At 58.6% G+C, this 12652-nt stretch carries 8 protein-coding genes and 1 pseudogene; 3 read left to right on the forward strand and 6 right to left on the reverse strand.

What is annotated here, in order from left to right; genetic code table 11:
- The 3 genes and pseudogenes from Q0O99_RS04885 to Q0O99_RS04895 form a co-directional block, all read right to left on the reverse strand.
- Positions 1 to 3274 (reverse strand): annotated as a pseudogene (locus tag Q0O99_RS04885) (hypothetical protein); the annotation flags it as partial.
- Positions 3275 to 3329: 55 nt separating this feature from the next.
- On the reverse strand, positions 3330 to 3701 hold the full coding sequence (locus Q0O99_RS04890) for a hypothetical protein (protein WP_293749150.1): 372 nt from the start codon (positions 3699 to 3701) through the stop codon (positions 3330 to 3332).
- 312 nt (positions 3702 to 4013) lie between these two features.
- Positions 4014 to 4985 carry a hypothetical protein gene (locus Q0O99_RS04895; protein WP_293749152.1) on the reverse strand — a complete coding sequence of 324 codons (972 nt, stop codon included), beginning with the start codon at positions 4983 to 4985 and terminating at the stop codon, positions 4014 to 4016.
- A 359-nt stretch (positions 4986 to 5344) separates the two neighbouring features.
- Between Q0O99_RS04895 and Q0O99_RS04900 the strand changes: the two genes are divergently transcribed.
- Complete coding sequence (locus Q0O99_RS04900) at positions 5345 to 5662, forward strand: NIPSNAP family protein (protein ID WP_293749154.1); 318 nt, start codon at positions 5345 to 5347, stop codon at positions 5660 to 5662.
- A gap of 166 nt (positions 5663 to 5828) precedes the next feature.
- Here Q0O99_RS04900 and Q0O99_RS04905 read toward each other — a convergent pair whose 3' ends face one another.
- From Q0O99_RS04905 to Q0O99_RS04915, 3 genes are read right to left on the reverse strand one after another with little or no spacing between them, the layout of a single operon-like run.
- The gene (locus Q0O99_RS04905; protein WP_293749156.1) at positions 5829 to 6548 is read right to left on the reverse strand and encodes an SDR family oxidoreductase; all 720 of its coding nucleotides are present in this window, start codon (positions 6546 to 6548) and stop codon (positions 5829 to 5831) included.
- A 21-nt stretch (positions 6549 to 6569) separates the two neighbouring features.
- Positions 6570 to 9788 (reverse strand): 4Fe-4S double cluster binding domain-containing protein, encoded by a 3219-nt coding sequence (locus tag Q0O99_RS04910; RefSeq protein WP_293749158.1) that lies wholly within the window; start codon positions 9786 to 9788, stop codon positions 6570 to 6572.
- 30 nt (positions 9789 to 9818) lie between these two features.
- Positions 9819 to 10676, reverse strand: a complete 858-nt coding sequence (locus tag Q0O99_RS04915) for a class I SAM-dependent methyltransferase (RefSeq protein WP_293749160.1) — start codon at positions 10674 to 10676, stop codon at positions 9819 to 9821.
- Between the two features lie 224 nt (positions 10677 to 10900).
- Here Q0O99_RS04915 and Q0O99_RS04920 point away from each other — a divergent pair, with 224 nt between their 5' ends.
- Together Q0O99_RS04920 and Q0O99_RS04925 are read left to right on the forward strand one after the other, a co-directional pair.
- Positions 10901 to 12235, forward strand: a complete 1335-nt coding sequence (locus Q0O99_RS04920; protein ID WP_293749162.1) for a serine hydrolase — start codon at positions 10901 to 10903, stop codon at positions 12233 to 12235.
- A gap of 21 nt (positions 12236 to 12256) precedes the next feature.
- Entirely contained in the window at positions 12257 to 12601 is a 345-nt protein-coding gene (locus Q0O99_RS04925; protein WP_293749164.1) for a hypothetical protein, read from the forward strand.
- Positions 12602 to 12652 lie beyond the last annotated feature (51 nt).

Consider the following 12652-nt stretch of genomic DNA (forward strand, 5'->3'; position numbering starts at 1 on the left):
CACCGCCGCCGCCGCCGCCGCCGCCAGCGTCATCAGCAGCGCCTGCTTCGCCGCCATCCCCGCCTGCTTCACCTGCAGCATCCTCAGAACCAGCGGCATCGCCGTCCGCAGAACCATCAGCGCCCGCTTCGCCATCGGCAGCACCGCCCTCGGCCTCACCAGAACCGCCCGCTTCGCTGCCAGCTTCACCAACGGCATCACCGCCGCCGCCGCCAGCGTCATCAGCAGCGCCCGCTTCACCATCAGCGCCCGCTTCACCATCGGCACCCGCTTCACCATCGGCAGCACCGCCTTCAGCCTCACCAGAACCGCCAGCTTCGCTGCCAGCTTCACCATCGGCATCACCGCCGCCGCCGCCGCCGCCGCCAGCGTCATCAGCAGCGCCTGCTTCGCCGCCATCCCCGCCTGCTTCACCTGCAGCATCCTCAGAACCAGCGGCATCGCCGTCCGAAGAACCATCAGCGCCCGCTTCACCATCAGCACCCGCTTCGCTATCGGCGCCCGCTTCGCCACCGCCATCGCCAGCATCGGTCTCATCAGAACCGCCAGCTTTGCTATCAGATTCACCATCGGCATCACCGCCGCCGCCAGCGTCATCAGCAGCGCCCGCTTCGTCGCCGTCCCCGCCTGCTTCACCTGCAGCATCCTCAGAACCAGCGGCATCGCCGTCCGCAGAACCATCGGCGCCCGCTTCGCCATCGGCAGCACCGCCCTCGGCCTCACCAGAACCGCCAGCTTCGCTATCAGATTCACCAGCGGCATCGCCACCGCCGCCAGCGTCATCAGCAGCGCCTGCTTCGCCGCCATCCCCGCCTGCTTCAGCTGCAGCATCCTCAGAACCAGCGGCATCGCCGTCCGCAGAACCATCAGCACCTGCTTCACCATCAGCGCCCGCTTCGTCATCGGCAGCACCGCCCTCGGCCTCACCAGAACCGCCCGCTTCGCTGCCAGACTCACCATCGGCATCGCCGCCGCCTGCGTCGTCAGCGGCTTGGCCCAATGGGTCTTCAGAACCACCGGTTTCACTGCTTGCGCCGCCCGCTTCACCCAAGGCATCACCACCGCCGCCTTCCAGACCCGCTTCGCCACTTACTGAAGCGTCGGCGCTGGCATCGAATTCGCTGAAACTGGCCGTTTGACCCAGCGAATCAGCTGACGCAATAGCAGAAGAGACATCGATGTCGGGAATGCCCTCTTCGGCTTCCGCCTTGGCGTTGGTTTGGCTGTCCTCTTCACCAGAAGCCTCAGGAAGTTCAGCGGCTGCCTTGAGTGTGGAGAGTTGCGCCACAGCCGCATCAAGCACACCGTGAATTTGCGACAGTGCCGCTTGCGATTGCGCAGACTCACTGGCATTCAGAGCAGCCAACTGTGTTTTGGCGCTGCGCACAAAAGTTTTGAAATTTTCAGCCGCTTGAAGGGTCAAGCCAGGCAGCGGCTCTATTTGAGCCGCCAGCGCTTTCAAGTTGCCACTGAGCCCAGTGGCCCGTTCTGGCACCTGCGTTTGGGCTTGGGCAATGGCCGAACCCAGCGGGCCATCCATGCCATCCAGTTGTGCATTGACGGGCTCGAAGATGCGCGTCCTCATTTCATCCAATTTCAGCTTGGATGCTGCGGTTCCTGGCTTGGCCTTGTTCAAATAGGCTTCCACTGAAGCGCTGAGTTTCTGTTTCATCAACTCAATTTTTGGAGGAATGGTCCCGACGGCATTGGCCAAGGCTTGAATGACGGGCTCGATCTTGGCGACCGCGGCCGCCAAGGCACTTTGAAAAGCAGAAATGATGTTCACCATCACCAAGACGGCTTTTTTGATGACATCAACAACCTTGGTCAAAACCGGGGTCAAGCTGCCCACACCCGCTTCTGCTTTTTCGAGCAAACCGACAGCCGTGGTTTCTGCCGTGGAGAGCGAGCCCACGGCCACCGTGATGCCCTTTTGGATACCGGGAATCATGGTCTTGACTCCCAAAAACAACAGCCTTGCCGGAACCAGCATGGGCGCGCGCATCATGTAGCGGGTGCAAATTTCAATGGCGCTGTCGCACAGCGCAGAGGCTTGGTCCAGCTCTGCGCTGGCGGCGGTCAGAGAGGATTTGGCTTGGGCAACCATGCCAGGGATGCCATCCTTGATGGCTGCAATGGCCGAAATCGCAGCGGCAATCATGCCTTCGACGGGGTCGAAATTTTTCACCACGCTGTTAAGCGTTTCTTTGGCTTTGTCTGCTTGGGCATGGATGTTGGCCAAAGCCTCTCTGACGGCACCGCCTTCTTTGTCAAAGTCATCCAATGCTTTGGCAATGGCGCTCACGCAGGCGCTGAGTTGGTTCAGGCACGCGTTCACGGGTGCCATGAGCAATTGGAGGTTCTCGTCTGCCTCCTTGGCTTTGTTGTCCACTTGCACCACCAACGCGTCCAGCTTGGCTTTGGAAACCGCCACGGGCTTGGCCAAGCTTTCAACGGCTGGCCCCAACTCCGTTTGCACCTGGGTGTATTGCTCCGAGGCAGATTGGCCCACATTGTTCAGTGACAAGGCCAATTCTTGGCTTGGCGAAACACAAGCTTTGAGCGCCGTGTTGACTGTCGCCACCTGCGCGTCCGCCCCTTGCAAGGCCGTTTCCAACAATACCGACAAGGCCGTATTGGCATGGCCAAAACGCGTTTGCTCCACTTTGACGTTGGCCACCAATTGCTGGCGCAAAGTTTCGATTTGGGCCAGCGCGTCTTGGTGCAATGCACCGGCATCGCCGCCAGTTGCCGTCAGTGTTGACTCTAATTTTTCACCAAAACCTTGCACCACGCCGCAGACGGGCCCCGCTTTCGACGAAACCTCTGTCAAGGCCAGGCTGTAATTAGCCATCTCTTGCAGATGCAGGTCAACACCCAACAGCAGCGCCTTGAGCCCATCCGGCAAAGCCGTGACCTGGTCAAGGGCGGCCTGCACGTTGGCGTTGAGCGTTGCGCTTTCATCGCACTTGGCCGTGACAGGTGCGGAGATGTCTTGTGCTTTTGTGCCCAGGGTCTGCAACTGCAACAAGCCGGCATCAATACCTGGTTGCAGGCCATCGACCACCGGCACCGGGTCAATCGCCAGTGGGACGGCCGCATTGGCAGCTTGAATCACAGCAAAGTACTTTGCCATGGATTGTTGGGCCGAGACCAAGTCGGATGCCATGCCCACCATCGACGACCCGACCAAGCTCCCTGCAGAACTGATGGCGGATGACATGCGCACCATGCCAGAGCTGATGGCTTGTTCGGATTCGATGGCCAGCTTCATGCCGCAACAGCGAATAAATCGCTGACTTGAAGGTTCAACTCGATGGCGATTCGCATCACATATCGGCCAGTTGTTTGCTGGTGCGTGAAGACGCTTCGTTGACAGCCGTCTGGATGTCGGCTACGCCTGCAGTGGTGGGCGAGAGTGAGGCAGTGACCGAGCTCACACTGGCCATGGTCTGGTCAACCTTGACCAAGCTTTGATTGATTTCGGGCATCACTTCAGCCGTCTCGATTTGCAGATCCTCGAGCGCTGGCAAGAGGGGTACCACCACGGGCACGGCAGGCACGCTGGCCAATGGCGGCAAACTGGCCAAGGCGGCTGCCTTGGTACTGGCCTTGGGGGGCACCTTCAAACGGCCAGGAGCGGACAGACGATTGGACTCCTCCATGGCAATCAGTCCACCGCCGAGCAATCGATTGGCCAATGCATCAATCCAATCATCCCCCCCCCGGTAATGCCCCGAACTGGAATCCGTTCTCTGAATCATCCACATCAGTTGACTGCGCGCCGACGGATCACCTGTCCAAAAACGCAAATAGTTTTGTGCTTCCGATGCGGAATAAAAAGTATGGCGGTGGCCCAAAACAGAATCAGAAGAAGCGCTGTGGGTTCCAAAAATAGCCGAACTCGCAGCGCCGCCTGACTCGTAAAAAGTCACTTTGAAATTGTGACGCCAAAGTGCAATCAATGGATAAAGCATTATTTAAATTTATACTTCAATATGGATTTTTACAGTTTATTTAAAAACAGAAAATGCTTTACTCAACATTGATCTTGCTTTGTATTTTTTTGCGTATCTTCTGGCAGCTTCTGCTGGCGTAAGCTCCACATTGAACAATACCTTGTCGTTGTATATTTGGTCTTCTATTGTTTCGGCGCATCCATCTGCAGTACCAGTACTGGGCTCTACGAAAAATGTACTTCTTCCCGCAAATTTTAAATATTTAAGTTCTGTTCCTGCGGGTTCTTTTATGATGATACTCAAACTTCTTGCATCCCGTGCTGAAGTAGTGAGTATGCCATTGCCATTATGAGTCAATTCCAAACAGGAATTGCCAATTCCCCTGCAAAAACTGGCATCGGTGCCGTGGTTGTAAAGATCAATACAATTTAAACTTGAAAATAATCCAGGATTATTTTGTAGACATAATTCATATACATGGTGAACAAATGAACTGGTATCCCCAGGCGTTATGGGGACTCTTAAATCCATAACGCGTATTGATTTTTCAAGCGTAAAGGCAAACATATAATGCATGCGTTCAGCCTTATGGCTTATCAATGCAGGCTCTGGTTTTACACGGCCACGCCTTACTATTGCGCCTTCAAAATCAGAATATTCTATTGTTTGGTCATTTTTAGGATTTGCTTCATTCGCCAAGTAATGAAATAATTCTCCAAATACCGTTGAGCCAGAACCAATTTGCTCCAAGGTGGTATATAGGCCAACCTGCCCACCTGGCCCCCCCCCCCCGAAACCCGTCCACCGATTTTCTTTGTCGCTCTGTACACCTCTCCAGATTTTACGAGCCCCCTCGTAGTTCCCTGCAAATTCACTCAACGATTGCGATGCATAGCGATAAAGATACTGCCCAACAGCGTATTCCTTGAATCTTGCCGTCGGATGTCGACCATTTTTACCCAAAAGTAAAAGTCTTGTAGCTCGATAGGCCGCATTGTAGACGGCTTGGTTTTGAATTGTTGGCACAATAAATCCTCCAAACTCTTATTGATATTTCTTTATTTTAATCACTTTAAAATTCTTGATCACCATGATGATCAAACTGTCATTGAATTTTTCCAAATTGAATGCTCTTTAAAGCATGAATGCCAAAGATAAGGCTTCAACCTACCCGCCGAAGTCAATTTGTTGTGCTGGGATCACCGAACCATTGCCAAGAAGTTCGTGCTTTCATGGGTGACTTTTAGAGGGGGCGTTGCGCTCGGTGCCTCTAATTGAACAGGAATGGCCCCAACGGCAGCGCGTTGATGTGGCGTCACCTTGTCGACAACTGGAGCCGACCAGCGGGCCTAAAGTGAACAGGTCATTTACCTTTAGGAGTTGTCATGGCCATCTATGAACTGCGCACTTATTCCGCGATCGTCGGAAAAATGTCCGACCTTGTTTCGCTTTACAAAAACGAGGGTTGGCCTGCGCTGGCCAAGCACCCGTCCAAACTGGTGGGTTACTTCACGGGCGATGTGGGGGCGATCAATGAGCTCATCCATGTCTGGAAGTTTGACGACGACGCCGACCGCCGGGCGTTTTGGGCTGGTGTGTATGGCGACGCCGACTTCATGGCTTTCGCCGCCAAAATTCGCCCCCTGATTGCGCAGCAGCAAAACAAACTCATGTTGTCGGCGCCATGGGGGCCTCAGCCCTGATTGGGTCGATGGTGCACCACGTCGGACCTGCAGGCGCCGACCTACAAAGACGATATCCCTCGTAGGTCGGGCCTTTAGGGTCAGACAAGCATTTTTTCGCCAAGCGTCATTTGCAAACCGCAATGCCGCAACAATTGCTTATGTCAGAGCCCCCGGGGCGCAGGCCTCACTGGATCAAATAACCGCCATCCACGGGCAAAACCACGCCCGTGATGAAGCGCGCCGCCGGGCTGGCCAAAAACAGCACCGGGTCGGCCACATCTTCGGGTTGGCCCCAGCGCCCCAGGGGGGTGCGGCCCAAAATCTGTGCGGATCTTTCGGCATCGTCTTGCAAGGCCTGCGTCAAGGGCGTGGCGATCCAGCCCGGGGCCACGGCATTCACGCGGATGCCGTCGGCCGCATAGGCAATGGCCAGCGACTTGGTCAGCTGCGCTACGCCGCCCTTGCTGGCGCTGTAGCCGGGCACCAAGCCGCCCCCAAAAAAGCTCAGCATGGAGGCGGTGTTGACGATGCAGCCTTGGCGTGCCTTCAGGCCTGCACGTGCGGCGGCGCAGGCGCGCATGGTGCCGTTCAGGTTGATGTCCACGGTTTGAGCAAAGACCTCGGGATCCAGTTCGGCTTGCCTTTGGATCACGCCCGCGCAGTTGACCAGCACATCGAATTCGCCAAACTCACTCAGCACGCTTTGCACATGCGCGTTTTGCCGCACGTCCAGCACATGAAAAGCCACCAGGCGGTTGGCGCTCAGGGCTTGCGCTGCCGCCACTTCGGCAGGTGTGGCCCCGGTGGCCGTCACGCTGGCATCGTTGGCGGCAAAGGCCCGGGCAATGGCCGCCCCAATGCCGCTGGTGCCGCCGGTGATGAAAACTTTTTGGACCGTGCTCATGAAACTTCTCCCTGGCTGATGTTAAAAATTCAGGGTGATCACACCCCCGGCATGTTGGGCGCGTGAGCAGCACAAAATGATTTTGTGCTGCCGCTCTTTTGGGCCAAGCACAAAGTCGCGGTGCTCGATGTCACCCGACAGCGCCGCATCGTACTGCCGGGCGCACACGCCGCACAGCCCGTCGCTGCATTTCACATCGATGGCCACACCCGCTTGGGCCAGCACCTCGGTGGCGCTGCGATCGGCCGGCACTTGCAGGCGGCGGCCCGATGTTTTGAGCACCAACTCAAAGGGCTGGTTCACCCAAGCATCGGCTTCGGGCACGCTGAAGTATTCGCGGTGCAGCGCGTCACCCGGCCAGCCATGTGCGCTGGCGGCCTCGAACACGCCGTCCATGAAACGCGGCGCCCCGCAGGTGTAGACATGCCCACCCGCAGCAAAGTCGGGCAGCAGTTGCATCAGCTCGGCGCGTTGGCCTTCGTCCTTGAAGTGGTACTGCACCCGTTCGGCCCACGGCGCTTGGGCCAGGTCTTTCAAAAAGCCTGCCGTTTGGCGGCTGGCCGCGCTGTAGTGAAAGTCAAACGGCCGGCCCAGCGCATGCAGGCGGTGCGCCATGGCGATCATGGGCGTCACACCAATGCCGCCTGCAAACAGCCAGCTGTGCGTGGCGTTTTCGTGCAGCGCAAAGTGGTTGACCGGCCGGCTCACAAACACGCGCCGCCCCTCACGAAACACCCGGTGCATCAATGCCGAGCCGCCGCGCCCACCTTGCTCGGGCGGCTCGCGCAACACGCCCAGCACATATTTGCTGCGGTCGGCCGGGTCACCCGCCAGGCTGTAAGGCCGCTGGTATTCGGGGGCAATCACCACGTCGATGTGGCCACCCGCCTCAAACGGCGGCAGCTCGCCACCATCGGGCGCTTTGAACTCGTAACGCGCCAGGCCCTCGGCCATCTCTTCGCGCCGGTGCAGCACCACCGGGAACACCGGCGGCTCGGCGGGTAAGGGTTGTGGCCCGGGGGCCAAGCCGCCGGTGTCGCCTGCTGCCAGTCGCGCCTGGTATTGCGCGGGCGTGAGCAAAGCCTGGTAGCGGGCAATGCCTTCTTCGCGGTGGACGGGGTAGGTCACCGGGTAGGGCGGCGGCATTTTGTCGGCCGGGTACACGGCCAGGGTCTGGTCTTCGTAGCGCAGGTCCAGGTCTTTTTGCAGGGTGCGGCGGTGGGTTTGCGCGGCCTGAACATAGCGACCGGTGGTCTTGTCCAGTTCAATGTCCCACCACCATTTTTTGACCGGGTTGATGCTGCCGCGTTCCAGCAGGTCATCGATCCGCGCCAGCGCGGGTGCAGCGGCGGGCAGCTTCATGGCCACTTGCCGCCACAGGCTGTCGGCCAGCAGGCCTTCCAAGTTCCAGGGGCAGGTTTTCATGCAGCGCCCGCACATGCCGCCAGCGGCGTTGGTGATGCGGTAGCGGGCGCATTTCTCGGCGTCGCTTTTCCAGATCTCGTAGCCGTTGTACATCAGCTTCGGGCCGGCGGTGATGGCCCCCGAAGGGCATTCGCGGGCGCACTTGTTGCAGCTTTCACAAAAGCTTTGCAAGCCAAAATCGATGGGCTGGTCGGGCGCCATGGGCAGGTCGGTGGTCACACTGCCACTTTTGAGGCGCGGCCCCAAAAACGGGTTCAGGATCACCTCGCCAATGCGGCTGACTTCACCCAGGCCCGACAGCAACAACAAAGGCGGCTGCAGAACATCGCCGTCCAGCACCGAATGCACCCGGGCCGAATAACCCAAGCGCCGGATTTGTTCGGCCAAGATGCCGCCCATGAGCGAAAACCGCAGGTAGGCCCGCATGCTTTGCGCCACCGAAATCCAGTCGTCGCCGCTCGCGCCCTCCATGGTTTCGTGACCTTGGTCGATCAGCAGGTTCACGGCGTTGGCGTGGTAGACGGGCATGGGGTTGCCGCCTGCGTCGTGCGAGTAATAGGCCCACTCGGGCACGGCGCACAGGCCCACCGCGTCCACCCCCAAATAGTACGAAGCCGCCTTCAAGTTGTCGGCATTGCGCTGGGGGTTGGCGGTGCTGGCGGCCACCGGGCCACGGGCTGCGCCAAACTGCAACAGCAGCAAAGCGCCCAAGGCGCGACGGGCGCAAGCCCCGATGGGGCTTTTCATCACGTAATGCGCGTTCTTGGCGTCGTCTTGCACCGACTTGCCCAAGTCGCCAAACAAGGCGCGCGCAAAAAAATCGGCCCGCTTGGGGAAACGTGGCACACGGTCGTGGTCAATGAAGGTGGTGGGCGTGGCTTGGCGCTTGAGGGTTTCAAACGGGTGCGCGCCTTGGCGAAACTCGCGCTGCGCAAACGCGTCTTGGTGAAACGCGCTCTTGAACGTGCCCAGCCCCAGCCACCAAGCGGGGCCGTGGCTTTGCCAGCGGTTTTGCTGCGGGGCCAGCGCCTGGTCAGGGGCTATGGCCAGCGTGGTGCTGACGGCGGCCAACGCATAACGCTGGCCCACATACGGGTTCTCGCCGTCGCCCAGCGCCAGGCCAGCGGCCAAAGCCAAACGCTTCAAATCCACGTCGCTGCAGCTGGCGCTGTGGGCGCGTGCCTCGTGCCCCAGCATGCGCAAATAGCTCGACAACAGCACCGCCGTTTGTGCAGCCAACACGCTGGCGCGTTGCGCCTGCGTGCCCGCCAACCAGTCGCAGCCGGGCTCATGGGTTTGAGGGTCTCGCGCAAATTCCACCAAGACCACGATGGCGTGGCTGTGGTGCGCTATCGGCCCAAGCACCGTGCGCGCCGAGTCCAGCACGTCGGCCAAGATCATGTCCATGCCTGCGGCAAAGCTGGCCGGTTGGCTTTGCGCCAACTCTTCGCCCAAAGCTGGCACGGCGGGGTTGCGGATCGGCTCGGCCAGCCAAGCCGACGCGGGCAGGGCGCACACGCCCATCATCGATGCGTCAAAGTAATAACCCGCCGCCTTCAGGTGCTGGGCCCGCTCGGTTGGGTCGGCCGGAATCTCCCCTTCTTTGGGGTTGACCGCGCCGTCGCGCACCAAGTCGAACATGGCCATGTAGCGGGCCATGGCGTGCGACAAAGATTCTGGGTCGTCGTGTGCAAAGCGCAGCGCCTGCATGGGTGGCAGGGCGCTGCCGTCGGGTGCGGCCTGCGTGCGGCGCAGGCGCTCCAGCGGGTAAGGCCCCAGGTGCACCGGGCGGTCGCGGTAAGAAAACAAGCGCATGGTGGGTGCCCGTGGGGTTGAGGACGGTCGTCAATCGCCCAGGCGCTGGCCAGTGACTTTCACGACTTCGGGGTGGAAATCGCCCATGCCATAGGGCCCGACCACTTCGCCCTGAATTGAAGCCCCCTGCACCCGAACCAGAACGGCTTTGAGCTGCCCATCGGCCTGGACAAAGCTGAAATGCAAGTCAGCGCCGTTCAGGCTCGCACCGAGCAGGGTTTGCGTTTGCCCACTCCAGCTCAAGGTGCCGCCCAGGCGTTGGTGACGCTGGGTCAATCGCAACAATACTGGCCCTTGCGGGGCCAGGCCCTGCACCGACCACTGGCCTGCCACTGGGGCGGGTACGGTCCAGAAATAGCCCGTGTTGGTGCCTGCGCGAATGACTTGATCGGGTTCCCAGTCCCCCATCGAGAACGTGTTGGACAACACCCGCGTCCCCGGGCGCATGGCCAAAATGGTGGGGCGCAATTGCGCGTTCAGCTCTTCCAGCAGGTACAGGGTGACCACCGTGGCCTTGGAAAAGTCTTCCTTGAAGATGTCACCATGCACGATGCGCACCCGGTCGGCCACCCCTGCGCGCTGTGCGTTGCGCTGGGCCAGTGCGGCCAAGTCTTTGTTGTACTCAATGCCCCAGGCCCGCGCCCCGAACTGCCGCGCCGCCGCGATCGCGATCTTGCCATCGCCTGCGCCCAAATCAACGACCTCGTCATGGGGGCCGACCCGCGCTGCGGTCAGCATTTGCGTGACGAGCTCATCGCGGGTGGGCAGCCACATCACATCCTTGCCCATTTGGCCGAGCTTGGGTGCGTAGGTTTCGGGAGGCAGGCTGGCGCAGGCTTGCAGCAACAGCATGGCCACAAGTGGCCAAAGGCGTGTGAATGGGGGCATGGACTGGGCCGGACGTGGCAAAGGTGTGGTGAGATTTTGGAGGGTAACCGGATTTCAGGGCCAGCCATGCCCGTGGGTCAGATCTTGGCGGACGCATGTAACACAGGCGACATATTTCCAGGTGTTAACCCCAGACCATGATGATGAGTTCAATGCATTGGAGTTTCTGGAGGATTTTGATTTGGGCTCATTTCCGTCATCTAACACATTTTTTGGAGACACACATGACCGTCAATTTGAAGAAAAAACAGATTTCTTGCAAACCCAGTTTACTCATGGCTGGCGCTGCTTTGTTTTTCGCGCAGTCTGCGTTGGCGCAACCCTTGCCCAAAGCCTCGCCGGAATCTGTAGGGATGTCCAAAGAAAGATTGGCGGTATTGACCGCCACCATGAAACAAGAGGTTGCCAGCAACCGGCTGCCCGGTGCTGTCGTGATGGTTGCGCGCAATGGCAAACTGGTTTACTCGGAAGCCTTTGGCAAAACAGGCCAAGCGGGTGGTGCGGACATGAAAGAAGATTCGATTTTCAGAATCTATTCCATGACCAAGCCGCTGGTCTCGACTGCACTCATGATGCTGGTTGAAGACGGGAAAGTTCAACTGACGGACCCCGTCTCAAAATTCCTTCCTGCTTTCAAAAGCCCGCAAGTCAGCGTTCCGTCCATTCATCCCGTATCGGGTGCCGTGACCTTCAAGCTTGTACCCGCCAACAGTGAGCCCACGATTCAGGATTTGCTGAGGCACACATCGGGGATGGCGTATGGCGAACTCACAGCCAATACACCCGTCAAAGAGGCTTACACCAAAGCCAAAGTTTTTCTTCCCAGCATCCCTTTTGACGCACGCGGTGTGACACCCAATGAGATGTCTGATGGCGTCGGAAAAGCGCCCCTTGCGCAGCAACCCGGCACCACCTGGGAATACTCCTTGTCTGTGGACATTCAAGGGCGCGTCGTTGAAGCCGTCAGCGGTAAGCGCTTGAATGACTTCATGAACGAGCGGATGTTTGGACCACTCAAAATGAAGGACACCGGCTTTCATGTGCCGCCAGCCAACGCATCTCGGTTGGCTCAAGCATTTGACAAGGATCCATTGACCGGCGCAGCCAACGTATTGATCGACGTTTCCAAAGTGCCAGGCAATGACTCGGGCGGTGCGGGTGGTGTTGGCACAGCGGGCGATTACATGCGTTACTGCCAAGCCATGTTGAATGGTGGATCTCTGGAGGGTGCGCGGATTCTTTCTCCCTCCACAGTGCGGCTCATGACGGCCGACCACCTTGGCACCTCCATCAATACGACCACCAACCCGGGTCAACTTTTGTTGGGGACCCATGGCTACACATTTGGGCTGGGGTTTCTGGTGCGATCGCAAGACGGTATTGCCCCCGTTCATGGCTCGGCGGGGGAGTTCATGTGGGCAGGTTTTGCCGGGACTTTTTTCTGGGCAGAGCCCAAAGAAAAACTGTGCGCTGTTTATATGACGCAGTCACCTAGTCCATTGCGTGCCAGCTACCGCAGGCTGATGAAAAATCTGGTTTCACAAGCCATTGTGAACTGATCCAAACAAAGCAAAGCCCAAATGAAATTGGGCTTTGCTTTTGTTTTCGAGTCGCCCATTCGACGGTGCCAGACGACTTGGCTTGATTCTTGTCAGGCACGCTCAAAACGGCGGTGCAAAGCGGGGTGCTCAGCCAGACCCGTTGCGTCTTCAGACGTTGAAGCCCATTGCCCGCATCAAGAAGCGTTGACGCTGTTGAGTGCTTTTGATGGGGGCACTGGGCGCATGATTGCCAGCAAGACCTTGGGCTTGCTGCAACAGCGTATCTCGCCGCAGAAAAAAGCTTTGGATATTCCAATAAGGGTCTTCTGGGGCTTGAAATTTTTGAAAAACCCGACGCTCGTGCGGTTAGATTACAGGGCTTAATCCGTGCCTACAGGGGAGCCAAATCCAGATCGCCATTCAAAGCGCCGGCCT

It is taken from the genome of Limnohabitans sp. Rim8 (assembly GCF_945901735.1).
Taxonomy (GTDB): domain Bacteria; phylum Pseudomonadota; class Gammaproteobacteria; order Burkholderiales; family Burkholderiaceae_C; genus Limnohabitans_A.